This window comes from Chitinophaga deserti (genome assembly GCF_003149455.1).
GTDB classification, from domain to species: Bacteria; Bacteroidota; Bacteroidia; order Chitinophagales; family Chitinophagaceae; genus Chitinophaga; species Chitinophaga deserti.
In genome coordinates this window covers 736,694-762,625 of sequence record NZ_QFFK01000001.1, presented here as the reverse complement: position 1 = coordinate 762,625, position 25,932 = coordinate 736,694, and the positions used below count along the sequence as shown (strand labels likewise).

The window sequence follows — 25,932 nt, the reverse complement described above, 5'->3', positions numbered from 1 at the left end:
AAATCAGAATGAAAAAGATACCCCGCTCTGCATGTTGAAACCCAACACGGAGTAGCCGTAAATTTCCCAATATTTTTTGTTATTGGTAATGTTATTTGCGTTGAAGAACACACGGGCCTTGCCGAGGCGGTATTCCACGTAAGCGTTCCACATGGTATAAGCTTCCAGGGCTACGTATTCTGCAGCAGGGAACTTATAATACAGATCAGCACGGGTGCCGGTATGTTTGATGTTGGTGCTTACGAACAGTTTATCCGTTACCTGGTAACCGATATCGATCTGGCCGGTATGGTTAGGGCGGCGGATGAGGTTGGAATACGTAGTGTCTTTCCCGCTGCCGCCAACTGTGGTCACCTCACCGTCTACATACGCATAGAACGCTTTGATGGTCAGTTTGTCGATCGGGCGGATGGTGGCTTCTACTTCCACACCTTTATCTTCCTGCTTGTTGTAATTGATGTATTTGTAGTTGATGTAGGAGATCTGGTCTTTGATGTTCCTGCGGAAGCCTACCACGCGGAGGTCGAGCTTATCGTGGAACAGGAAGGTTTGTACCCCTGCTTCATAGCTTACGGCATGTTCAGCCTTCAGGTCTTTATTGCCATAGATGCTGTAGAGGGATGTAAGGGTGGGTGCTTTAAAACCGGAGGCTACACTGGCAAACACCTTGAATTTGTCGGAGAATACGTACGAGGGGTTGATGGTGTAGGTGAACTGGTTGCCGTACTGATTGTGGATAGTATAGCGGCCTCCCAGTTCAAAGTTGAAGCCGGCGAGGTTTTTCAGGAAGAGAGACGCATAAGGGCTGATGGAGGATTGCTCATGCGTACGGTACTTCACATCTTTGAAATTCGCGGTGTCGGTCAGTTCGGTTTTACGGTATTCAGCACCTGCCAGTACCTGGAACCAGCTGGTTACATCGTGGTGGGCGTAAAGTTCGCCGAAGTAAGCGCGGCCGTCGGTGTAGGTTTTACCCCAGGTAGTTTCATCGTCGCGGGTTACTTTCTGGTAAGCGAAATTACCGAAGATGGCGCCTTTCTTCAGGTCGTACTGTCCGCGCACGCCGGAATGGAGTGCATTGGAAGCGTTCCTGTTGAGCACGGCGTCTACAAAAGAACCGCCATCGAAGCGGCTTTTATAATCGCTGTAAAACAGGAAAGGCTGGATACGGAGGTTTTCGGTAGCCTGGATGCCTACGGTGGCGTTGAGGCCGTTGGATTTATAACCGTCGCGGTCGTAATCTGCCTTGCCGGTAGTATCGTTTGCTTCGGAGATACCATCGGTAGTGAAGTGGGTGAAGCTGATATTGTAATCTACATTATCCTGCTTGCCACGGAGGCCAACGGAGCCTTTCATGCTACGGTTGGTACCGTATACGAGGTCGCCATAAACATTAACGGGTTTAATGCCGCCTTTTTTAGTGATGATGTTGATGACACCCGCAATAGCATCGGCTCCGTACAGGGTGGTTTGCGTACCACGGAGGATCTCGATGCGCTCTACCTGGTCGATGGGGAGGAAGCGGAGATCGATAGCGTTGCCGGTGAGGCCGGTAGCATCTGCAACGGGGATGCCGTCCATAAGGATGGTGGTGTACTGGGAGGTGGCGCCGCGGAAGTAAACTTCGCGGTTTTTGCCGGGGTTAGAGTAAGCGCCGCCGATCACGATGCCGGCCTGCTCGTTGAGCACATCGGCTACGGAGCGGCCGATGTTCTGTTCGATAGTACGGGCGGAGATGACGGAGAGTACTTTGCCCGTTTCGCTCTGTTTCTTGTTGAATTTAGTAGCGGTAACCACAACAGTGTTGAGTTGGGAAACCCCGGAAGAGTCTTGCGACTTGGCGGAGACACCGGCGCAAAGGATGCCGGTTGTCAGGATCAGGTGTGTTTTTTTCATGTAGGCCATAGATTGTAAAAAAATCAGTGGCGCTGAGGGGAAATTGAAAAGTACGTATGTAGGCCATAGCCGCATATGCCCTCCGCTTTTCACCCGAAAGCGCGGAAAAATCAAAAGGTATGCGGCAGGTCTTCTGGCTTTGCCCGCTTTTCAGGAGGCCTTCCCGTACCGGGTGAACCGGAACAGTGGCTGGAGGTACTGAAAAACGTATGCGGGCTTACAGCTACGGGGATAGCTCCGGATTTACACCGGATTCCCTATTAATGCCTGCCCCGGAAAGGGCGAGGCAACCGTTTACCGGGCGCAAACCTACGGATATTTTGGTAAATAAGGCGTTAATCGGTTATCTTGTACAAATGAGCATCAAACCGAAACTCGGGCCTTTTGACCTTACCATGATAGTGGTGGGACTGGTGATCGGGATGGGGATTTTCCGCACGCCCATCAGCGTAGCCCGTGAAACCGGGACGCCTTTATTGTTCTACCTAGTATGGGTGCTGGGCGGCCTGGTAACATTGTGCGGGGCACTCACCTATGCAGAAATCGGCTCCCGCCTGCCCGTTGCCGGCGGGTTTTACAAAGTACTGTCTGTCGGCTTCCACCCTGCCTATTCTTTCATGATCAACTGGACCCTCGTGATCTCTAACGCCGCCTCCATTGCGGCGGTTTGTATTGTGGGGGCCGAATATATCGGCCCGGTCATCCTCCCGGCAGATATGCAGCACGAAGGCGGGCGTAAGCTCATCGCCATCGGGGCGGTACTGATGCTCTACGGTATCAATATGCTGGGCATCCGTATGAGCGCCAGCTGGCAGAACGTACTCACGGTTTTTAAGATCACCCTGGTGCTCCTGCTGTGCCTGGCGGCCTTCAGCAACCAGGTAGCCCCGGCTGCAGAAGTAGCCGTTACCTCCGTAAATCACAGCTGGGCATATATCTTTGGCGCGGCGCTGGTGCCTGTATTCTTTACCTACGGCGGCTATCAGCAAACCATCAACTTCGGGTCGGATGTGCGGGAACCTGCCAGGAATATGCCACGCGCCATATTATTGGGTATCTGTATCATCCTGGTACTGTATCTGACCGTGAACTACGCTTATGTAAAAGTGATAGGGTTCGAGCAGCTGAAATCTACCGAAGCACTGGCGGCCAGGATGGCAGAAGCGTTTTTCGGGGAATATGGTTTTAAAGTAACTTCTGTATTGCTGTTCCTTTCTGTGCTGGGGTATGCCAACGTCAACCTCATGTCTAACCCGCGGATGTATTACGCCATGGCGGAAGATGGGGTACTGCCTGCTGTATTCCGCCGCGTGAACAACCGTACACAGGTACAGGAAGTGGCGCTTTCGGTATTTGCGGCGCTTATCATCGGCATGCTGTACTTCCTCAGCAACTTCGACAATATTATCCAATATGTCATGCTTTTTGACTCGATAGGGCTTGCTTCCGCGGCAGCCACTATCTTTGTGCTGAGGCGGAAAACTGCGCATCTGGACGGGCAGGGGATTTACAAGATGAAACTCTACCCCTTAGTACCCGCATTTTTCATTACCGTATATTTATTTGTAACTGTAAATATTTTCATCAAAGATTTAAATCAGGCGCTTGGCGGTATGTTTTGGTTTGTAGCCGGACTGCCCATTTATTTTTTCATGCGCTACGCCGTTAAGCGGCCAGGCGGGAGCAATCAGTAATTATGGATCTTTCTTATATCATTAACCAACTGGGAGAAGACAGGGAGCAATACTTTAATGCCATCGCCCCACCAATTATGCAAAGCAGCAACTTTGCCTTTAAGTCGGTGGGTGAGATGCGGGAACTGCTGCAGGACGAGTACAAAGGCTTTCTCTACACCCGGGGTAATAACCCCACTATCGAAATCCTCCGGAAGAAACTGGCTGCGCTGGATGGTGCGGAAGACGCACTGATCTTCGGCAGTGGTGCCGCGGCAATCTTCGCCACGGTACTTTCACAGGTAAAGCAGGGAGATCATATCGTTTCTGTCCGTGATCCTTATAACTGGGCGGGGCAGTTGTTTACCCAGATACTTCCGCGCTTTGGTGTGGAAACTACATTTGTGGATGGTACGGATACCGCTAATTTCCGGAACGCCATAAAGCCCAACACCCGCGTGATCTACCTCGAATCTCCCAACTCTTTCACCTTCGAGTTGCAGGACATTGCCGCCGTGGCAGCCCTGGCGAAAGAAAAGGAGATTGTTTCCATTATCGACAATAGTTACTGCACACCTATATTTCAACGCCCGCACGATCTGGGGATCGACCTATGCCTGCAATCGGCTACTAAGTTCATCAGCGGCCACAGCGATACCATGGCGGGTGTGCTTACCGGCCGGCAGGAGGTGATCCGGAAGATATTCGCTTCAGAATTACTGAACATCGGCAGCGGCATTGCACCTTTCAATGCATGGCTGCTCCTCCGCGGGCTCCGTACTTTGGAGATCAGGCTGGAGCGGAGTGCCTGCAGTACAGAAAAGATATGCGCATGGCTGAAGGAGCAACCGGGAATAGAAAAAATCTTTTTCCCTATGGATGCCGGCTTCCCGCAATATGAACTGGCGAAAAAGCAGATGAGCGGCGCCGCAGGGCTGCTTACCATTCAGCTGAAAGCCAGCCGCCGCGAACAGGTGGAAGCATTCTGTAACGGGCTGCAGCGCTTCCTGATGGCGGTATCCTGGGGAGGGCATGAATCGCTGGCATTCCCGGCATGTGCTTCCCTCGCGGAAAGTGAATTCGATCCCACGTTAGAAAAGCACCGGATGGTAAGGCTGTACATCGGCCTCGAAGATCCGGACACGCTCATTGCAGACCTGGAGCAGGCATTGCAATTGATCCGCTAAAATGGTATAAAATAATGAAGGGGTCCCGGCAACGCCAGGACCCCTTTTCTATGTTCAAAGTCGCATCAGGTCTTACGGGTGACCTTCGGGATGCGGATCGTTACTTCAAAAGTGCCGGCTACCAGTAACCGGAAAGCGAAACGGGGATTCACATTATAGATGGAGGCCGGTGTAGGAGCCACGCCAGGGTCCAGTATCACATACTGGCTGGGGATGCGGTAATACATCAGGTATCCGTATCCGGGGTATTCCTTCAGCGGGAAAGGCGTGAGCTCATAATTGCATACCATCGTGGTGTCGGTATATTCCACAGGGTGGAATTTGGCATAGGTCTCGAACAGGGGGCGGTCGCCACGCTTGATGAGTTCACCCGTTTTGGGGTTGAAGGGTTTCCCGTTTTTATCCACAATTTTCAGTCTTACCTGGTATCCCTGATCTGAAATTTTTTTGTAGGTCATTGTGGGCGTACCAATGTCGCCGCTGGTAGTGGTGCCATCTATGAAGTAAGCACATCCGGGCGCACCTTCCTGCCTGAAAGCCAGTTCGTATAACTGTATCACGGAAATATTGCGGAATGTTTTGGTGCCGCTGCCATTGGTAACGCCTACATCAAAGGTGTAATTGCCCGGAGGTATTTTCTGGGTGCCTTCGTTAAATATAAGCTGGCCCGATTTCTCGAGCAGCTTCAGCGGAGGAACGGATTCCATTTTACGCTTCTTATTCAGCAACGCTACCGTAGTGTCGGAATTGGGATCGAAAAGGGCTGTCCAAACGAATACTTCATTCGGCTTATCAAAATAATCTACAGCCTTACCGGTAGCAAGATCGCGGATCTCCAGCATCTTCACCGAGATGGGGTAATTGGAACCGTCGAGCTCAAAGGCTTTTGGATCCGAATTCCAGTTAGTGCCCCGGATAACACGGAAGGTATCATTCACATACCGGATCTGGTCGCTGATATAACCCACCGGAACTTTTTTACAGGATATTGCGGCGGAAAGGAGCACCACTGCTGCCATCGCGCATCCTGTGATTTTGTATGGGAAATTACTGAATGTCATGTGGATGGTTATTTAGGTTCTTTAGCAAAAGTGAAAATGTGGTTGTTAGACAGTACATGCAGCACACCGTTGTTGGTGATAATACCCGTGGTTTGGGCTACAATGCGCGTGTCCTTTTCCTCGTCGGGCACCTGGTCATTTACGATAGGGTCCACATCTCCATATACCTTCATGAAATAGATGTATTTCGGGATGGTAGTGAGTCCGCTGTTCTGATAGGTGTTGGAAGGATCGTCGCGCAGGGCGATGTATCTTCTTTCCCCATCTTTCGATGTAAAGTATTTACCATCTTTATTCAATCCGTCCCGCACTATCTTCTCCCCAAAAATGTATGCCCTCAGGGAGTCTTTCAATTGTGGGTAGTTCAGTTCATCGAAGTTGAAGACGAGGTTCTCGTCGTTGGCTTCGAGCTGTTTCCTTTTCTGTACAACTTTCTTCACGTAGTTGTGGATGGAATAATCGCTGGGTGCAAAAAAGGTGGTACCGGCAGCGTTTACTTCATCTTTAAGGCCCGTTCTGTCGATAAGCAACAGCAGTGTATCGAACAGCGGGTTGGTTTTTAAGTATTCGTAGGTAGTGCCTTCGAACTTCGGATTATGAAGGCTGCCGCCGATAAAGTAATCATCCTTCTTGCAGGAAACGAAAACTGCTGCCAGCAGGAGGATCCGGATATATATTAAGGTCGTTTTCATGATACTGTTTTTAAGTGATGACGGATCAGAGCCTGCCGTTCCAGTAAGGCGTCTGTTTCATATGCAGGTTGTCTTTGAACAGGATGCGGGGGATGGGCCAGTAGTTCATACCGAAGCGGGTAGAACCGGGTACGGCGGCATCACTGAACGAAGGATTGAAATCGTTGATGTATCCTGTCCGCAGCAGATCCCAGAAAGCATGGCCTTCTGCAAACAGTTCCCGCTGCCGTTCGGTAATGGTGTAGTAATACAGGTCATCGCCGGCAACGGTACCATCCAGTGCTTCCAGGCGGGCGCGTGTGCGGATGAGGTTTACCAGATCCCTTGCTCCGGATTCATTACCGGTATTGTACAGGGCTTCGGCACGGAGCAGAATGATGTCTGACAGGCGGAAGATGAGCAGGTTGTTGGAGAAGCGCGGATCTTTCCGTACATCACCGTCTTTATAGGTAACGTTGGAGTATTTCTTCAGCATCACCATCGGCAGGTTGGGATCGAAGTAGAACCAGAGATCGGCACGCAGGTCGCCATCTTCATAGAAGAGGTTCTGGGCTGTTTCTGTATTCACCAGCCAGGGCACATCGTCTTCACTACGGGGATCGCGGGTGGCGAGGTATGGCTGATACAGTGTTTTTTCGCCGATGCCTTTGTAGGTTTTGTAAATGTCGTGGCCCAGGCCTTCGTTCTGCTCATCGCTGATATTGATCTCGAAGATGGCTTCGGTGGATTTGCCCACGCTCATCCGCTGGTATTGTACGGAATCGGTGATGAGGGAAAGCCCGAATTCGGCAGGAGTGGTCACCAGGTCGCGGGTTACTTCCGCGCATTTGGCAAAGTCTTTCTGCCAGGCATAAATATGTGCTTTAAGTGCAATGGCCGATGCTTTGGTAGCGCGTACTCCACGGTCTTGCGAAGAAATGGGTGTTTTGGGGAGCAGGGGCATTGCGGCATCGAGGTCTTTGAGGCATTGTGCCAGTACCACGGACTGTTTCTCACGTCCTATTTCTTCCGCATCCGCCAGATCTTCCACCGGCTTCAGTGTAAGCGGCACATCGCCCCACACCCGGGAAATATAGAAGTAGAGGAAAGCCCGCATGAAGTAAGCTTCGCCGAGATAATAGTTCTTGTGATCCTGGTTGCGGAATCCGGTAACAGGAATGCCGGCAATCTTGTCCACCAGTAAATTAGCCTGTGCAATTGCCTTATAGAACTTGGTCCAGTTCTGCAGGTTTTCGAGGTAGCCATAATAAGTACCGTCGAGCAGTCCATCGCGGATCTGGTGGATGGAATAGTCGGATGAGTAAGTGATCCGGAAGGTATTGGCGGTAACATCGCCATATACATAGAACCGGTTCTCGTCCGTCAATGCATCGCGGACGAGCGAATAGCCACCCAGCAGGCCGGCAAGTGCATCTTTATCGTTTTTCCAGAAGGCATTACTGGTAGGGCCGCTCTTAGGCTCCAGGTCAAGCAGCTTCTTGCAGCCACCCAGTATGAGGGCGCTGGTCAGAAGGATGGGAAGTATATATTTGAATCTTTTCATGATCGTCAGTTTAATGTGTGGATACGCAGGTTAGAATCCAATGTCGATACCGAAAGTGAACTTGGTGGGAATGGGATAACCGTCGCCGGTATAAACGCCATACGCATTCACTGCTTCTGCATCAGGCACATCCGTTTTCTGGAAGGTGTACAGGTTATCAACCACACCATACAGCCTGAGGCGGTTCAGCTTCAGTTTGCTGAGCAGTGTTGGCTGGAAGTTGTAACCAAGGGTAATAGTCTTGATACGTACATAGCTGCCATCTTCGATGTAGAACGTGTTTTTATCGAGGAAGCGGTAAGGAGAGCGCTGGCGGCTAACAAGGGAAAGCGTGGGCAGGTCCGCAACGTCGCCTGGGCGCTTCCAGTAATTGAGCCTGTCTACATTGATCATCCCTCTGCGTGCCAGTTTATTTTCTCCATCATCACCGGTTGATTCAAACAGGTATTCCAACCGGCGGTTCAGGAAGCTGTTCATGATTTCCCGGCCAAAGGTGTAGCTGAGGAATACGCCAACTGAGAAGCCTTTCCATTCGAAAGTATTGTTAAGGCCACCGTAGAATTTGGGATTGGGGTCACCACCTATGATCTGATCCATGGGCTCCTTCAGGTCAAAGTTGCCATCCTGGTCGATCAGGATCGGGTCGCCGGCATGGTATTCGTAACCAACGAAGTTCGTCAGCTTCCGGCCGGTGAGCAGGTTAAAGGGAATATCTTCATCCCTTGAATAAATACCCCTTGATTCAAACACATAATACTGGTTGGCGGGCTTGCCTACCGTAAGCAGGTAATCGAGCCCGTAAACACCGGAATTATAATTGAACACGATGCTGCGCCCGCCGTTGGGAAGAGCGGTGATCACGTTCTGGTTCCAGGAAAACACAAAATCGGTATTCCACTGGAGCGGGTTGCGGGGCGCCATATTACGGGTATTGAGCGTGAGTTCGATACCAGCATTGCGGAGGCCCATAGCATTGGTCTGCGCTTCTGTATACCCGCTGGAAACCGGCAGGCGGTAGGTGAAGAAGCCTTTGGATGTGCTGCGGTTATATCCATCCACAGTAAGCCTGATCCTGTCTTTAAACAGTCCCATCTCGAAACCGATGTTTCCCTGGCGGGATTCTTCCCAGGAAAGATCTCTTTGCGCAATACCATCTGCATAGTTGGGGGTAATAACCGCTACGCCGTTATAGGAGGTGGCGGCGTCGTTACCTTCGAAACCTGCAACGTTCACGCGGTAAGTATTATAGCCGAGGTAATTCCTTTCAGGCTGAGTACCGGTAACACCGTAGCTGCCACGGATCTTCAGGAAGCTTAACCATGAAAGATCCTGCATAAAAGGTTCATCGCTCATGATCCACCCGGCTGAAACGGATGGGAAAATACCCCAGCGGTTGTCTTTACCGAACTTGGAAGAAGCGTCGGCATTGAATACCGCAGAGAGCAGGTAGCGGTCGTTAAAGGAATAGTTTACGCGGGCAAAGAGGCTTTGCAGGCCTTCTTCAGAGATGGAGGAATAGGTGTTGGAATAGTTTTTATTCGCTACCGTCACCTGCCATACATAATCGTTCGGGATCAGGTCCGCACTGCCGAAATTGGTCTGATATTGCGAGTATTCCGCATTCTGCCCTACGAGGAAGTTAAGATCGTGCTTACCGAACCGGGTGGTATAGTCCAGCGTGTTGTACATAATCAGTCCTTCCGTTTTGCTGGAGAAAGCAGATCCGAAACCATAACCGTTATCGCGGACAACGCCGGGCTGGTAGAAGTTCCGGGCGCCGTTTTCGCTGGTATAGGTAACGGTGGTATTGAAGCGGAGGTTCTTCAGGATGTCTGCATTGAACACCGTGCTGATCTCCATGGAGTTATTGATGTTCTTGTTGAGGCTTTTATCGCTGCCCAGCAAATATTCGCGGGAGTCTTCCGTAAGTGCGTAGAACGATGCCGGAAGGGAGTAAGTGTCGAAAGCGAAGAAGCTTCCGGTACGCTCATTGGCTGTTCTGGGCCTGTCGGTACGGCTGAGGCGGAAGCGTGTCTGGTTACTGAGCCAGGGTGTGATCTTGGCGCCCAGTCTTGCCAGCACGGTATAACGTTTGAAGCCGGTGTTGCGGATAATACCATCTTCCTTATAATGCCCGAGGCTCACGCGATAGTTGAATACATCGGTGGCGCCCTGCATGGAGAGGTCGTAGTTATTGATGAGGCCCGTTTTATAGAACATGCCCTGCCAGTCGGTCGCATTATTGAAATCAGGGCTGAGGCTGTCTGTCAGCATCATGGGCAGGAATTCATTGTCTACAGATTCGTTGTAAAGGTTGAGGAGTTTCATCTTCATCCTTCTTTCTTCTGCGCCAGCCACTACTTCAAAGAGTTTGGGCCTTCTGGTAACGCCCATATAGGAGCTGAAATTGAACTGGGGCTTACCGAGTTTAGGGGTTTTGGTTTTGATGATAATGATGCCGTTGGAGCCGCGTGAGCCATAAATGGCGGCGGCGGAAGCATCTTTCAGGATGTCGATAGACTCGATGTCGTTCGGGTTAAGCCCTGCAATGGGGTTGGTACCGGTGCCATTGCTTTCGAGAATACCGGCTTCGGAGGCGGTGCTGGGGATCCCGTCGATCACATACAGGGGGCGCGACAGGGCGCGGGCTTCATCGTATCCCCTTAGTACGGAGGTGTTGCCGCGTACCACGAGGGAATTGCGGACACCGGGTTCTCCGGAGAAGTTTTGCACGTTTACACCACTTACCCTTCCCTGCAGCATCATATCCACGCTTACTGCGGGCAGGTTTTCAATTGTTTCGCCTTTTACGGTGGCAATAGAAGCGGTGTTTTTCCGGCGGGATACTTCCTGGTATCCGATTACTACATAGTCGCCCAAAGTTTTGGAGCTGACCTGCATGGTGATGTTGATCACCTGCTGGCCGGCTACGTCCACTTCGCGGGTCTCGTACCCGATAAGGCTGAGAATAACGACGTTTGAGTTGCCTTTAAGGGTCAGCGCGAAAGATCCGTCGCCCGTAACGACGGACCCGTTGGTCCGGTTCCCTTTTTCAACAACGGTTACGCCAGGCAAAGGACTGCCGTCTTTGTCCTTTACCGTGCCGGTAATCCGGCGTTCCTGGGCGTATGCGAGGGTGCATAGCAGCAGGAGCTTTAAACAGAGGATGTTTTTGAACATAGAGGTGAGTTTTAGAAGACAGATTTTGGTTTTAGTCAGGCATAGAAATTTTGGCATAGCAAGCCCTGCCGCGCAATATCAGCGCGGTGTGGCAGGGAGAATTGCATAGTGTTGGAAGCTGGCGGGCATGCCGGTGGCGGCACGTGTGCGCACGTAGATACTCAGGTTAATGCGGATGAATTAAAAAAGCTTCCCGGATTTGTGTTAAAGGCAAGGCGTGGCCCTGGGCATTGCCCGTGATGGCGTTAAAGAAAAAGTAGCTATGCTCTCAGTAGCGCTCAATCGGGATACGCTGCGGTGTTCCTGTGCTGACTGAATTTGTTTAAATGATGAATTTTGGTTGAATATTGTCGTTTTTAACTGGTATATGCTTCAAGAGCTCTCATGCTGAAGCATGCATATCAGACTATTGATTCGATTCAGAATTTACCCTAAAGGCTTATAATACCTTACAATATCGATTTAGCAAATGATTTGGTTATGTTCGCTGTTGAATAAAATTAACAAAATATTCTGTTTTCACAAGCTGGTTTGTATTTATTTTTTACAGGACGCTGACAACATAAAAAAAGCCAGCCGGAAATACGGCTGGCTTCTTCATATAAGTATCATATTTCATCAACCTGGCATCCGGCTGATGTATTTGTCCATTTCCTTGATCTGGCTAACGATTTGTTCGGTAGTAGGTTTTTGTGATTTGGCGCGGCGGAAGTAATCCTTGGCGGATTTGAAATCGCGGCGGCTCATGGCAATAGAGCACAGCATGAGGAGGGCGCCTGCGGTATTTTCCTTATCGGGGAGGCCGAGGCGTACTGCTTTCTTAAGGTTAGTGTCGGCAGATTTGATATCGTTTTTCTGGTAAGCAATGGTGCCCAGCTGGAAAAACTGCATGCCTTCATACTCCTTCATGGGGCTGCCCGATTTGATGCTGGCCTTAACGGCAGCTTCCGCCCTGTCAAAGTCCTGGTTTTGCATGGCCAGGTTGCTTTCCATAAAGTAGTATACGGAACGGATGGGCTTGATGAGCAGTTTAGGGAATTTAACCGAGTTCATATAGCGCATGGCACCGTCCACATCCCCGGCTTCAACGGCTTCCTGTACAAGGCGCATAGGGCCGAAGAGGAAATGCGTTACAATACAAACGAGGGCAAGAATGAGAAGGATCGATGATTCCCACCAGCCCACGGTAAGCCCCAGGGCGATACCGCCGATCAGAAGTACCAGTCCGAGTGGCAGGCGGTATTTAATAAATAAGTTAAATGCTTTCATAATTTCTTGAAACGAAGGGCAAAGATACAATAACTAAAAAGGAAAAAGCAGGGCAAATTTTGCCCTGCTTTTTCCTTTGGTGGTGCTGACAGTTAATGAATTACTGCCTGCTGAATGAATATACTACGTAAGCAGTTTTGCCTTCATATGTTACGGGTGCACGCCAAACCATGCTCGCCTGGTCGGCCGAAGCCAGCTCTACACGATAGCCGTCGGCAATGTTCTTCGCTTTCACGCCGGAAACCATTTCCTTGAATTGCAGCATAACAAGGCCGCCCTGGTTAATGGTGCTCCAAACGATGTCCTGCGTGCCTGTTGGGCAGCCGGTAGCCGAGCTGTTAATGGTAAAAGATCCATTGCTGTTGGAAGGCAGCACCCAGTTACTGCCTTTCAGGCAATCCGGAGGGATATTCGAAAACACAGTGGATATCTTGGCGGTAGAGGGGAGCCCTTCGTAGTTAATAGTGTTAAGGGTCCATTTGCCGGTGGCGGCTTTGCGCATGCCGCCTGCGGTTACTGTGGTGCTCTTTTGGGATGCACACGCGCTGAATATCAGTGTGGATGCTCCCAATACCATAAAGAGGCGGGTCAATTGCTTTGTCATTGTAAGGAGGTTTTTGTTGCTATGCTAACAAATTTCCGGCCAAAAGTGTTGCAAAAGGAAGGGGCACACCGGAGGTGTGCCCTTTGGGGAACAATGTGATGTTGTCTGTAACAAGTTCAGGGGCTACCTGTTATAGGTATATGTAACAGTGGATCTGGATATTACGTTATGGTCGGGATTGTAAGAGACTGTTGTTCTTTCAGTGGGTAATCCCCCGCTGTTGAACCGGAAAGTATATTCCGTTGTCCATTCTTCAAATCCGTTCCCGTCAAAATGCGCTTCCTTCGTGGCCAGCCTCGGTGGCAGCTTCAGGCCGGGATAATGGCGCAGGGAGTTCAGGAATTCCTGCGTATCAGGATTATTGACAAACTGGCTGTATACGGTATACTTTTCCCTTGTGAACGTACCGGTATGCGCCAGATCGGTATAAAATTCCTTCTTCACCAGGTTTCCCTGCTCATCGTAGTAGCATAACCGTTTCTGGTTGGCTTTCCATTCTCCGTTTACCGGTTCGCATCCCAGTTCAAGTACCAGTCTGCCGTTTTGGTACTCGTAAATCCAGAAATACTGCAATCCTTTCCCTGCTTCATGCACTTCCATTTTCATCAGTTTATCTACAAAATAGAAGTAATGCGTTTCGTCGGTTCCTGCGGTCATTTTCACCGGCAGCCCGTTGCTGTAGGTGAAATCCATGTAAACGGAATCTACCCCAACAAATCCGGGGTGGTAGCATTGCCTGCTTAGCAGTCCGCCGGAGGTATATTCATACCGGTTTACTTTGCGCTGATCTTCCGTTACTTTCATCAGCAGCCTCCCCGATTCCACCGGACGGGGCTTTTTGTCTTTTTTGCAGGCTGCCATTGTAAGTAAGGCAACCAGGCAGATCACTACATGCTTTGGGGTAAATGGATTCATGACCCGTTGGGTTAAATGGTTTCTGAAGCTGCCGGTATATTTCCGGCTTTTCTGAGTGCAAAATTGAAAAAGAAAAGGCCTCCCCGCAACCACATAACAATGTGATTCGTTCAGGGGAGTGAGCGGAGGGCCGGTTGTACAACCGGCTAAGCGGTAAGGAGTTGGCTGCTTTTTAAACGAGTTTATCCCTGAAAGCCTTTGCTACGGCTTCGGACTTGGAGTTTACATGCAGTTTTTCATAGATTTTCTTAATATGGGAGCGTACCGTATCAATAGAAATGAAGATCTCCGATGCGATCATTTTATAGCTATACCCGTTCACCAGCAACTGCAGTACTTCCTTTTCCCGGTCGGAAAGGTTGTACATCTCGTTGCGGTCGGAGGGCTGGCGGGCAAAGAGCTGAAGCACCTGGCGGGCAATGCTCGATGTCATAGGGGCGCCACCATCATACACGTCCTGCAGGTAATCGAGCAGTTTATCGGGCGGGGTCTTTTTCAGCAGGTAGCCGTCGGCTCCGGCCTTGATGGCTTCGAATACATGCTGGTTGTCATCGAAAACGGTGAGCATGAGAATGGGCAGATTGGGGTAACGGGAACGTACCATGCGCAGACCTTCGATGCCGTTGGTGCCGGGCATGTCGATATCCATTAACAAAACGTCGGGAAGCAGATCGTCCATCTGCTGAAGGATATTATCGCAGTTGCGGAATGCTCCGCATACTACAAAATTTTGTGCTCCATCGATCAGTAATGTCAGGTTCTCTCGCAGTTTGGTGTTATCCTCATATAACACGATTCGGATCATATCCTGGGTATTGGAGGGGTGATAACTTATAGTAAAGGTAACGATCGCATGGCTAAGCACCAATCACATGGTTATGTGGTTGGGAACATGAGCGTAACAACGGTGCCTTTTCCGAGCTGGCTCTGTATACTGAACTGCCCGTTCATCCGGTATGCGCGGCGCTGCATATTCATCAGTCCGTCTCCATCGCCTGCCTCATTTACGTTGAAGCCCACTCCATTGTCCTGCACCCGCAGTACCAATTGGCCTTTCCTCAGCTGAATCCGGATGTCGGCAAAAGTACACTGTGCGTACTTGGCAATGTTGGTGATGGTTTCTTTATAAATCATGAAGAAGTCGTGCCGGTTCTCCAGCTGCAGCTTCCGGTTATAAATCTTATCATCGATTGTAAATGAGAAACCGATGCCGCGTGCTTCCAGCACACTGGTGGTAAATTCGCGCATGCGGGCTATTACGCGGGGCGTACTGTCGTTCAGGGGGTTGATGCTCCAAACAATATCATCCATGCTCTCCATCATGCGTGTAGTACTTTCCCCGATCTTTGAAATGAAATCCCGCGTTTTCACCATATCGCCCCTGTCTGCACTTTTGCCTGCCATGGAACTCATGATGTTGATGGATGTAAGTGTACTCCCCATATCGTCGTGCAGGTCGCGCGCGATGCGGCTTCTTACTTTTTCCGTTGCCAGGATGTGGTTAATGCGCAGCCGGTGCACCCCGTAAACGATCCCTGTCAGCAGCAATGCCACCACGCCGTAGAACCATCCCTTTTGCCAGATGGGTTTCTGGATCACAATATACATGGTGGTTATTTTTTGCGAACCCAGTCCTTCCCCGTTCAGGCAGTACAGCCGGAAAGTATATTCGCCGGGAGGAAGGTTCGTGTAGCTGGCATATTGCCGCTTACCGGCATTTACCCAGTCTTCGTCTATCCCTTCCAGCTGGTAATGGTAGGTGAGATTATCCTGCTCCAGGTACGCGGGAGACATGAAGCCTACCGTAAACCCTGCACGCTGGTGACTGAGCAGGATACGTGGTGTATCCATCCTTAGCAAAGGGTTCGATCTGTCATATGTATCATCTCCGCTTTTGAAATGTTGTATCTGGATATCAGGCGGGCGTTGCGGCGGCGGCAGACTATCCGGATGGAAGGCGAAAACCCTGCGGGCGGAGCCAAAAGCAATACGGCCATCATGGAGGCGGATGGCTGAAGGCAGCTGGAAGGATTCGTCTGCAATACCATCGTTCCTCCCGAAGTGGGTGATACTGCCGGTTTCGAGGTTTACCTTACCGGCGCTGAAGTTGGTGGTGAAAAATACCTCGCGGTTGTTGATGGGGAGCACATTGGTGATGTGGCTCATGGGCAGCCCGTTCTTTTCGGTAAGCACGGCGGTCATGGTGCCGGAGCGTATATCCAGCAGGGCAATGCCGCCTCCTGCAACCAGCATTTTACCGCCGGGCAGGGGATGTAAAGCTCTTACGTTATTGGCAGGGAGTTTATAAAGCGGGTCGAACCAGGAATAGCGCTGGCGTACATGCCCGGCGGTATCCATCCGTAACAGCCCGTGCGTGGCGGTACCCACCCAGATATCCTGCCGGGGGCCTGCGTAAATATCCATCACATCGCCCCAGGTATATTTGCCGGAAGCATACGTACTGTCTGTGAACTTGCGGAGTTTATTGGATGATACATTCCATCGCGCCACAACTCCATGCGATGCGCCTATCCATACATCCCCTCCGGGTGCAAGTGTCATGCGCCTGATGGTCCGGTTATCGATCCCGTCTACATACCGCTGCCGTGATTGCCAGGTAGTGCCGTTCACTTCCAGCACCCGTGCATGCTGGCCACCTATCAGCACGCGCCCGTCGGGCAGTGGCTGGATGCACCATAGCATATTGTAATGGTAATCGGTACCATGTATATGCTTTTTCAGATGGGTGAGGGTGCTGTCGTAAATAAGCAGACCCTGCCCCCAGCTGGTTACCCAAATATCTCCGCCGGGATGCTGCCAGAGGTCGGTGATCTCAACAGGTGGCGGCGGCTGAGGGCCTTTCTCCGGTTTGAACTCAATACTATGGAACTGCTGGCGGGCGTAATTAAAAATGTATATCCCGTGGCTGGTGCCCAGCCAGAGGTTACCCATATTATCTTCTGCGATCGTGAAAAGGTCGGTATAGTCGAGGCCGTATTTGGAATTGGGGTCGCGGGGGAACTCGCGGGTACTGCGGCCGTCTGCACTGAAGCGGAGGAGTTTATTGCCTGCACTCCAGGTATGGCCCGAGCGGTCGCGCATCATAAAATCGATGCCGCCCAGGTTACCATATCCGGTAAACAGCTGACCGTTGCTTTCATCATACCGGAAGTAATCGGGGAATTCCTGTCCGGAAGGCCAGGTACAAATGAAGAGGCCCTGCCGGCTGTCGGCAAACAACTGGGTTACTGTTTTCCGGAGAGCGGGTATTTTGAGCAGGGGGATGTTACGGGGATTATGGTCAGGAGTATAGACCGTTTTTTCGCCGAGGTCAAGCATCCCTATTCCCTGGTTGGTACCCAGCCAGTAACGGTCTTTGCCGGGCGCCTGTTCTATCTGCATGATTTTAAGGTGGCGGGTATTACTGTAGAGGGAGTAAAAAGGGATGAATTTACCTTCCTGTTCCCGGAGCAGGTAAGCGCCATGGTGAGCTGTGCACAGCCAGATATTCTTTTCCCGGTCGTGCAGTACCCTTGTTACCCTGAACCCTGTAGCAGTAACGCCTTCCAGTTCGAGCAGTCGAGTTTGGCGGGTGGCATAGTTATAGGTGAAGGCGCTGGTATTGGAAAGAATCAGCAAAACGCCGGGCCTGATTTCTGAAATATGGGTGATTTCTCCCTGGGGGAGGGTTGAAATGCCGGTGAGGGGGATGTATTCGAATTGCCGCCCGTCGTACCGCTGCAGGCCCCCCTGGGTGCCTATCCACATAAAGCCTTCCCTGTCCTGACAGATGGCTTTCACGTAATTGCTCAGCAGCCCGTCTTCCACGGTGAGGCGTGTATAGCGGTGCGAAGGTGGCTTTGCCATGGCCGAAGTGATGAAGAAGGCCGGTAGCAATACGGCCAGTAGCAAGCGTTTTAGAAGGGGCGGTCGCATAAAACGGGTGAATCGTGTAAAAATAACCGGTTTACTCCATTAATCTTACGCTCTATCCGCTGAAACTGCCATTTCACATGTTTATGTGGTTGGGATTCAGGTTAAGCGGTTTACCTTTGATTTACGAGAAACAATGCAACGCATAGCCCCATGTACTGACTCCGAACCTGTGAATCTTCAGCTACATCGCGGATACCCCCGCTGCCGGCAAAAAACTGCCCGGAGGGGACTCTGTGCAACTGCATTTACTTTATAAAAAACGCCTTATAGGAATATGCTGCTAATATAACGGGCGCAAGCTTCTGCTTGTGCCTTTCCTTTTTGTATCAGTCTCCGCCTCCGCCATCTCCGCCTCCACTGTCACCACCGCCGCTATCTCCCCCGCTGTCGCTCCAGTCTCCACTAGCACCGCCACCACCGCCATCTCCTCCGCTATATCCGTCGAAGCCTCCGTGATTGCCATCGGAGTTAAACTGCGGGGTATCAGTAGTGCCCCAGGTAGTGGGGACGCCGGCAGATGTGTCGATATTGCCGTTGTTATTACGCCTGCCTTTCTTTCCAAAAACGCCTCGTAGGAATACGATGAAGATTATACCGGAGAAGATCCAGAAGAAGATAGTTCCGGGATCGGGAGTGATAAGGAAGACGAGGAATGAGCTGGTCAGGAGCATAGGGATGTTAATTTGAGTTTTCTTTCCACGGGAATTGCTATTTTAGGGAAATTACCCATTTTATCACCGAAAGTATTCAATTTTCGCATGCCGGGTACCTATGGCCAGGACGAAGAACTGAACAATTACTGGGAAGCAGTCCGGAGAGACGATCCCGGGGCTTATGCACAGGTGCATGCGATCTTGTATCCCCTGCTTTACCGTTATGCCCTGGCTATTCTGAGCGATGAAGCGCTGGCAGAAGATGCCGTGCAGGAAGTATTTATCCGCATCTGGACTAAGAAAGCATCTGTCGGTGCAACACGCAACCTCCGTGCCTTTTTCTTTACTGCCCTGCGCCGGCATTGCCTTAACCAGCTTCGCAGCCTGCGCATGCTCCAGGTATTACCTTCTCCCGGCCCTGATATTGAGTTTTCGCCGGAAGACATACTGATTTCCGAAGAATCCCGGGAGATACGCCGGGAAACAATTACCCGCTACCTCAACCAGTTACCCCGCCGCCAGAAAGAAGCGGTTTACCTCCGCTATTACGAGGCCCTGTCGTATGAAGAGATCGCGGTTATTATGAAGGTAAACTACCAGTCGGTAGTTAATCTCGTATTTAAAGCCATTGCCCAGCTCAGGGAGTGGCTGGGTCATTTGCCGCTATGGTGGCTGCTTTTACAGGTTTTCTAAAGTTTTTTGGTTAAAAAGGAGTATCCCGGAGCCGGTTGCGTGTCTTTCTAATAAACACGTTATGGAAGATCCTTCCTTGCCGCAAGGCCCGGATAATGTTCCTTTCAGATTCAATCGCCGGGAAATTTCCGAAACTCAGATCAATCAAAGCTGGAACCGCATAGCGCCGGCCCTGGGCCGTAATGCCCGCCGCAGTCCGCGGCGGAGAATGCTACGCATGGCTGCCGCAGTGTTACTCATCCCGGCAATTGCTTATGGCGGTTACTCCCTCTATTGCAACCTGATGGCCGACGGAATGCGTGTTTACCGTACGGCTTACGGGGAAATGCAGCAGGTACTCCTGCCGGATAGTTCAACAGTATATCTGAATGCCAATTCCACCCTGCGTATACCCGAAGAATGGAAGAGTGAGGAAAGCCGGAGTGTATACCTCGACGGGGAAGCTTATTTCGAGATTACCAAACGCCCCGGTGCCGCAGATGCACGCTTTATCGTGCATACCCCTGAAATTGATGTGGAAGTACTGGGTACCAAGTTTAATGTTAATATGCTGGAAGCCCGCACCACCGTTTCTCTCAAAGAAGGGAAGGTGCAGCTGACCGCTAAATCAGAGATCAGCGAAGGCCCCAAGGTGATCATGATGAAACCCGGCGATGAAGTGCTGGTGGATCATGAGAAATCCCGCCTGCGCGAATCCGTTAACACCGATCAGATAGCAGACTGGCGCAATCACCGCTATCATTTCGAGAATACATCCATGCAGGAAATCGCTGCGATTATCCGCACCAAATTTGGATATGAAGTCACACTCAGTGCCGCCGCCGCAAAACGTACCATCAGCGGCGACCTGTATGCCCAAAATATTGAACAGTTATCCAAGGCTTTATCCGTTACCATGAACCTGCAAATCGAGCAATCGGACGGGGAGCTATTAATTACGACCAAAGACTAATTCGAATATATCAGTAAACGTATCTGATTGTCTTCTGCAGAAGCAACGGTAAGCCACAGGCATGCCGGAAGGGTATATTATATCAACCAAAAATGTTTCACCCATTTTAAAATTCCATTTTATGCTAGCGAACACTTTGTTGCGGACCACCTTGCTGGCAGCTGCCATCGCAGCCGGTTCCTCCCTGGCCATACAGGCCGGTGCGCAGGATCTGGCTGCGAACAGCAGCACTCCGCATCATCTGCAGCCCGGCGGCGATGCCCGCAGGCAGCAGAAAACATTGGAACAGTTGCTGAGGGAAATTCACAAAACATATAAGGTAGACCTGCTGTATGAATCACGTAAGCTGCCAAAAGTAAAAGTCAACTTTAAACCATCGGAATTCGATAATGTGGAAGAAATGCTGGAAGCACTGCTGCACCCGCATGGCTTACAGGCCCAGTCTGTTCAGCCCAATACCTGGGCCATAGTACCACTGCCGGATAAGGGTACACGTCCTAAAATGGAAACGCCCGTTAAACGCAGTACCGGTAACTCCGCCCCTGAATCACAGCCGCTCACACGCCTCAGCAGCGCTGCTTCTGTAGCCTACAATGGCAGCGTGGCAGACACCGTACGGAGGGTGCGCATTCAGGGTAAAATCAGCGATGGCGAAAACGGATCCCCGCTGCCCGGTGTATCTATCCAGGTGAAAGGCGAAACACGCGGTGCCACTACCGACGGTGATGGCCGCTTTGCCCTGGATGTTGCGCCTGGCACCGTGCTCCTTGTAACCCTGCTGGGATATGAAAGTAAAGAGATCCCCGTGGGTAATAACCGCAACTACGATCTTACGCTGGATGTGAGCAACCGCGCACTCAACGAAATTGTAGTGGTGGGGTACGGCTCCCAACGCAAAAGCCTCGTAACCGGCGCCATTTCATCCATCAAGGCTGCTGATATTGCCACCGTTTCTGCTACCCGGGTGGAGCAGGCATTGCAGGGCCGCACTTCAGGGGTTACCGTACTGCCCGTTTCCGGATCTCCCGGCAGCGGCATGCGTGTAAGGATCAGGGGTACGGGATCCAACGGATCGTCCGAACCACTGTATATCATAGACGGTATGCGTGCCGGTGGTATGGAATACCTCGACCCCTCTGAGATCGCATCCATCGAAGTATTGAAAGATGCTGCATCCGCCGCGATATACGGTGCGGAAGGAGCCAATGGGGTAGTGATCATTACCACCAAAACAGGGCGTAAGGATCAGGATTCCCGTATCGACTTCAGTATGCAATACGGCCGGCAGTCGCTCAAGAACAATATGCCCATGATGAATGCCGAGCAGTACAGCCAATATCTCACAGACGCGCAAACGCCGGGAGATATCCCCAATCCGGGAGAGTGGAAAGGTAAAAAAGGGACCGACTGGCTGGATGAGATCAGCGAATCCGCACCCCTGCAACGTTACACACTTAATTTCAGCGGCGGTTCGGAAAAGTCGTCGTACCTGCTGGGTGGTACCATGTTCCGGCAGGATGGTCCTATCGGCGGCAGCAAAGCCCGCTTCGACCGTTATACCGTGCGCCTCAATTCCGATCACCAGATCAAGCCCTGGCTTACAATAGGCAACCGCTTGTCTTATGCCTATCATAAAAGAAACGGGGTGACGGAAGATTCTGAATTCGGGTCTGTTATCAACAACGCCATCCTGCTCGATCCGCTGTTCCCTGTTGTATATACCGGTGCTATTTCGCCCCGGGCGCAGAACGCGCTGAATGACGGGTATACCCTGGTGAAAGACCGACAGGGCCGTTATTACGGTGTGTCGGATTATGTTTTCGGAGAAGCAGGTAACCCGGTAGCGCTGATCGATGTTACCCATAACACTACCACACAGCATAAAGTAGTCGGTAATCTGTACGGGGAATTATCTCCCCTGAAAGGATTGAAAATTACTTCGCGCTTTGGGCTGGATGCTGCATTCCAGCGGCAACATGCCTGGACGCCCACTTTCTGGTGGAATGCCAACCGCCTCAATACCGTTCCCAGCTCGGGAGATAACAACCAGAACTGGTATAACTGGCAGTGGGAGAACTTCGCCACCTACAACCATGTAATCGGCAGTCATGATATTACCGTGATGGCAGGTATGAGTGCATTGCGCCGCAATCATGACAGGCTTGAAGGTACCGCTTCGGGCATGTTCCTCGAAGATCCGATATTCAGCTATCCCGATTTTATCCCTGATGCGCAGGACCGTATCGCCGGTACGCAAACCAGTACCTCGCTGGTATCCTACTACGGACGTATTCAGTATGATTATAAAGGGAAATATCTCTTTAACGCCACTATCCGCCGCGATGGTTCTTCGCTGCTGCCGCCCAATAACACCTGGGGGACATTCCCTTCGGTTTCTGCGGGGTACGTAGTGTCTAACGAAGGATTTTTCCCGAAGAATAAAGTGCTCAACTATATGAAGCTGCGTGCCAGCTGGGGGCAGAACGGCAGTATCGCCAATATCAATATCGGCGACTGGAAAGCCCTTATCACCACGCAGGGTATTTCTTACCCCGATGCAAACGGTGTATATCATGTAGGAGCAGAACCCGCCGGACTGGAGAACCCGTTGCTTAAATGGGAAGCCAGTGAGCAGCTCGATTTTGGTGCAGACTTCGGCTTCTTCGATAACCGCCTCAGCTTTGTGGCCGATTACTACCGCAAAGTCACCAAAGGGCTGCTCACTCCCGGCAAGGTGCCCAACTTCCTGGGTAACGTGCTGCATATAGTGAACGGGGGAGATGTGCGGAATAACGGTTGGGAGTTTGAAGTGGCCTACCGCAACGATAATAAGAACGCCCTCAGATTCGAGATTGCCGCTAACCTGACTACGATCAAAAACGAAGTACTGCGGCTCAACGAATTTACAGACCGCATCCCCGGTACTACTGTGGGTACGGGCTGGACCGCTTCCTGGTTTGAGAAAGGGATGCCTATCTGGTATTTCCGCGGATATAAAACTGACGGCATCTTCCAGAATCAGCGCGAGATAGACGCATGGAAAGCGATCTATACCACAGATGAAAATATTCGCCCGGGTGATCCGCGGCCGGTAGATGTGGATGGTAACAAATCCATTTCAGTAGGTGATTATGATTACATCGGCAGTCCGCACCCCGATTTTGTATATGGCGGCCGGGTGAGCCTGAACTATAAGGGCTTCGATTTCCTGGTGCTCGTACAGGGCCAATCCGGGAACGATGTGCTGATGGGCTTTAACCGTACAGACAGGCCAACCGGTAACCGCCCTCTTTTCCTGTGGGAAGACCGCTGGACGGCGGAGAATACCAATGCCAAATGGTTTGGCGCCAATACAGCGAGCACCTTTGCCTATAACAGCGACTTCATGGTGATGGACGGATCTTACATGCGTATCAGGCAGCTGCAGCTGGGATACACCATTCCGCAATCGGTGCTGCGCCGTGCCAAGATCAGTAACGCACGTATCTATTGTTCCCTCGACAACTATTTCACTTTCACGAAATACAAAGGGTTGGATCCGGAAGCGGGCAGTAACGACGATAATAGTCTGGGAATCGACCGCGGCGTATATCCCATCCCGCGGGTAGCAATGTTCGGCCTTTCATTTTCATTTTAACCTGCAAACATTCCACTCATGAAACCAAATCATAAACGTAATACGATCATCATAGGAGCGGCGCTGTTGCTGGGCGTGGGCTGCGGAAAGGGCTTCCTGGAGCAGGATATCCCGGGCCGGTCGCCGCTGGAAGGATATTATAAAACCGATGTGGATGCCACTGCTGCCACGTTTGCGGCATATGACATGCTGCAGGCGGAATACAACTGGGGATGGGGCAGCCCGCTGCTGCTGAAAACCCTGCCGTCTGACGAAAGCAATGCAGGCGGTAATGGCCCCGGCGATCAGCCGCATTATCAGGCATTGGACAATTTTACGCACGATTCACAAGGCGAGAGCATTTTATGGGTATGGCGTATGAATTACTTCGGTGCCTACCGCGCAAACCAGGTGATCAACCGCGTAGCCGGAACGTCGGACCTGCAGAAGCGCCTCATCGCAGAATGTAAAGTGCTGCGGGCATATTATTACTCCGAACTGGCCGTACTCTGGGGCGATGTTCCATTAGTACTGAAGAACCTGGAGCCGGGAGAATATACCAAAACACCCCGCACGCCCCGTGCCCAGGTATACGCCCAGATCGAGAAAGATCTGAAGGAAGCGATCCCTGTGCTGCCGGTTAAAAGTGCTTTGGGCGCCAGTGAGCGGTTCCGGGTTACAAAGGGAACTGCCCAGTCCCTGCTGGGTAAGGTATATCTCTACCAGCAGAAATGGGCTGAAGCTGCAGAGCAGTTTAATGCCGTGATAATATCCGGAGAATATGATCTGGAAGCATCAGTGGCAGCAGCTTTTTCCAAGCAGGGAGAGTTTGGTAAGGAAAGTGTATTTGAAGTTCCCTTCACCGACCAGAAGCGTTATACCTGGGATAATTTCCCCTGGGACCGTTTCCGTGAAATAGAGAGCAATATCCACATTAAGCTGATGGGCCCCCGTGAAGAACACTATACGCGTATGACCGGCGATTCGCTGGATGGCGGATGGGGATTCAATACGGGCAAGAAAAAGCTGTACGATGCATTTGTGGCAGCAGGGGATGTGGAGCGGAGGAAGCAAACTATTTTTTCCATTGCAGAGCTGGAAGATGGGGGAGGTGAATTCGCTGATCCTACTGTCTGGGATTTCGAAGGTTACATCCAGCGTAAGTACGGATCGTTTTCCACCTTTACCACGCATCCCGATGATGGAACGCCGGATCTGAACTACGGTTCCAATTCCCGGCTGATCCGTTATGCAGATGTACTGCTGATGGCAGCGGAGGCATATTACCGTGCGGGGAACGAAGGGCGTGCGCGTACGGAGCTGAATAAGGTGCGGAGCCGGGCTAAGCTGGGTGATGTGCTGATCGGAGGCAATGCCCTGTTTGAGGCGATTGTGCGGGAGCGGCAGCTGGAGCTGGCATTTGAAGGCTTCCGGTACCTGGATCTCGTGCGGTGGGGCAGGGCGGCCACTGAACTGGGAGGACTTGGGTTTAAACCCAACAAGCATGAATTGTTGCCTATTCCGGACGAAGATGTGCGGATAGGGCACCTTGAGCAAAACAAAGGTTACTAAACAACCTGATTTGATAAATGCGATATACTTAAAGTAGTAACAATGGTAAAAGGGCTGCCTGTCAAGGCAGCCCTTTGAAATAGGGGTGTCACAGAGGACATGGTTGGTTATGCGTTCTGTGTAATACTTACACGATAATTAATATCTGGTTCTTCCATCCGGCTTTGGAGGAGGAGGGATTCGAGTGCTTCTGTGCGCAGAACATTCACCGGGGAGATAATTGAATGGCTGGCAGCAGGGCTATGGAGCATTTCTCCTTCACCGATCAGCAGCCATCTCATATTCAGTTCGGAAAAGTGCTGCGTGATATCAGCCACTATATCGACGCTGGGTTTTGCCCCTTCATTTTTTATACGAAACAGCCGCGCGATCTTCTCGCAGCTTTTATATCCCAGTTTACGGGAAAACGCTGAAGTACTAAGCTCTTTGTGCTCAATGAAGTTTTTCAGTCTGCTTGCGATTGATTCCATAAAGATGTGTGTTACGCACT

The 25,932-nt window shown here is 51.1% G+C and carries 18 protein-coding genes and 1 riboswitch; of the genes, 6 read left to right on the top strand and 12 right to left on the bottom strand.

Features of this window, described 5'->3' with window-relative positions:
* Positions 1-3: 3 nt before the first annotated feature.
* Positions 4-1,896, bottom strand: coding sequence for a TonB-dependent receptor plug domain-containing protein (locus DEV76_RS02995; RefSeq protein WP_198651926.1), 1,893 nt, complete (start codon positions 1,894-1,896; stop codon positions 4-6).
* Positions 1,897-2,002: 106 nt separating this feature from the next.
* A riboswitch (cobalamin riboswitch) is annotated at positions 2,003-2,206 on the bottom strand.
* 46 nt (positions 2,207-2,252) lie between these two features.
* Here DEV76_RS02995 and DEV76_RS02990 point away from each other — a divergent pair.
* Together DEV76_RS02990 and DEV76_RS02985 are read left to right on the top strand one after the other, a co-directional pair.
* Entirely contained in the window at positions 2,253-3,590 is a 1,338-nt protein-coding gene (locus tag DEV76_RS02990; RefSeq protein WP_109694914.1) for an APC family permease, read from the top strand.
* A gap of 2 nt (positions 3,591-3,592) precedes the next feature.
* Complete coding sequence (locus DEV76_RS02985) at positions 3,593-4,756, top strand: trans-sulfuration enzyme family protein (RefSeq protein WP_109694912.1); 1,164 nt, start codon at positions 3,593-3,595, stop codon at positions 4,754-4,756.
* Between the two features lie 65 nt (positions 4,757-4,821).
* Here the strand turns inward: DEV76_RS02985 and DEV76_RS02980 are convergent, their stop codons facing one another.
* The 10 genes from DEV76_RS02980 to DEV76_RS26085 all read right to left on the bottom strand — a co-directional run bounded on the left by DEV76_RS02980 (position 4,822) and on the right by DEV76_RS26085 (position 18,627).
* Entirely contained in the window at positions 4,822-5,817 is a 996-nt protein-coding gene (locus tag DEV76_RS02980) for a DUF5007 domain-containing protein (RefSeq protein ID WP_109694910.1), read from the bottom strand.
* Between the two features lie 8 nt (positions 5,818-5,825).
* Positions 5,826-6,509, bottom strand: coding sequence for a fasciclin domain-containing protein (locus DEV76_RS02975; protein ID WP_109694909.1), 684 nt, complete (start codon positions 6,507-6,509; stop codon positions 5,826-5,828).
* A gap of 25 nt (positions 6,510-6,534) precedes the next feature.
* Positions 6,535-8,052 carry a RagB/SusD family nutrient uptake outer membrane protein gene (locus DEV76_RS02970; protein ID WP_109694907.1) on the bottom strand — a complete coding sequence of 506 codons (1,518 nt, stop codon included), beginning with the start codon at positions 8,050-8,052 and terminating at the stop codon, positions 6,535-6,537.
* A 30-nt stretch (positions 8,053-8,082) separates the two neighbouring features.
* On the bottom strand, positions 8,083-11,232 hold the full coding sequence (locus tag DEV76_RS02965) for a SusC/RagA family TonB-linked outer membrane protein (protein ID WP_157962691.1): 3,150 nt from the start codon (positions 11,230-11,232) through the stop codon (positions 8,083-8,085).
* A gap of 618 nt (positions 11,233-11,850) precedes the next feature.
* Complete coding sequence (locus DEV76_RS02960; protein ID WP_109694903.1) at positions 11,851-12,501, bottom strand: tetratricopeptide repeat protein; 651 nt, start codon at positions 12,499-12,501, stop codon at positions 11,851-11,853.
* Between the two features lie 100 nt (positions 12,502-12,601).
* A complete protein-coding gene (locus DEV76_RS02955) occupies positions 12,602-13,105 on the bottom strand; it encodes a hypothetical protein (protein ID WP_109694901.1) in 504 nt (167 codons plus the stop codon).
* A 123-nt stretch (positions 13,106-13,228) separates the two neighbouring features.
* Positions 13,229-14,020, bottom strand: coding sequence for a hypothetical protein (locus DEV76_RS02950; RefSeq protein WP_109694899.1), 792 nt, complete (start codon positions 14,018-14,020; stop codon positions 13,229-13,231).
* Between the two features lie 172 nt (positions 14,021-14,192).
* Positions 14,193-14,825, bottom strand: coding sequence for a response regulator (locus tag DEV76_RS02945; RefSeq protein WP_109694897.1), 633 nt, complete (start codon positions 14,823-14,825; stop codon positions 14,193-14,195).
* A 71-nt stretch (positions 14,826-14,896) separates the two neighbouring features.
* Positions 14,897-17,956 carry a sensor histidine kinase gene (locus DEV76_RS02940; protein ID WP_109694895.1) on the bottom strand — a complete coding sequence of 1,020 codons (3,060 nt, stop codon included), beginning with the start codon at positions 17,954-17,956 and terminating at the stop codon, positions 14,897-14,899.
* Positions 17,957-18,282: 326 nt separating this feature from the next.
* Positions 18,283-18,627 carry a hypothetical protein gene (locus DEV76_RS26085; protein ID WP_198651924.1) on the bottom strand — a complete coding sequence of 115 codons (345 nt, stop codon included), beginning with the start codon at positions 18,625-18,627 and terminating at the stop codon, positions 18,283-18,285.
* 87 nt (positions 18,628-18,714) lie between these two features.
* On the opposite strand from DEV76_RS26085, the gene DEV76_RS02935 reads away from it, so the two are divergent.
* The 4 genes from DEV76_RS02935 (at position 18,715) to DEV76_RS02920 (ending at position 25,442) form a co-directional block, all read left to right on the top strand.
* The gene (locus DEV76_RS02935; RefSeq protein ID WP_109694893.1) at positions 18,715-19,302 is read left to right on the top strand and encodes an RNA polymerase sigma factor; all 588 of its coding nucleotides are present in this window, start codon (positions 18,715-18,717) and stop codon (positions 19,300-19,302) included.
* A 61-nt stretch (positions 19,303-19,363) separates the two neighbouring features.
* The gene (locus tag DEV76_RS02930; RefSeq protein ID WP_109694891.1) at positions 19,364-20,254 is read left to right on the top strand and encodes a FecR family protein; all 891 of its coding nucleotides are present in this window, start codon (positions 19,364-19,366) and stop codon (positions 20,252-20,254) included.
* A gap of 121 nt (positions 20,255-20,375) precedes the next feature.
* Entirely contained in the window at positions 20,376-23,891 is a 3,516-nt protein-coding gene (locus DEV76_RS02925; RefSeq protein ID WP_198651923.1) for a SusC/RagA family TonB-linked outer membrane protein, read from the top strand.
* A gap of 18 nt (positions 23,892-23,909) precedes the next feature.
* Positions 23,910-25,442 carry a RagB/SusD family nutrient uptake outer membrane protein gene (locus DEV76_RS02920; RefSeq protein WP_109694889.1) on the top strand — a complete coding sequence of 511 codons (1,533 nt, stop codon included), beginning with the start codon at positions 23,910-23,912 and terminating at the stop codon, positions 25,440-25,442.
* A 107-nt stretch (positions 25,443-25,549) separates the two neighbouring features.
* Here the strand turns inward: DEV76_RS02920 and DEV76_RS02915 are convergent, their stop codons facing one another.
* Positions 25,550-25,912: a hypothetical protein gene (locus DEV76_RS02915; RefSeq protein ID WP_109694887.1), complete on the bottom strand. Its 363-nt coding sequence runs from the start codon at positions 25,910-25,912 to the stop codon at positions 25,550-25,552.
* Between the last annotated feature and the right edge of the window lie 20 nt (positions 25,913-25,932).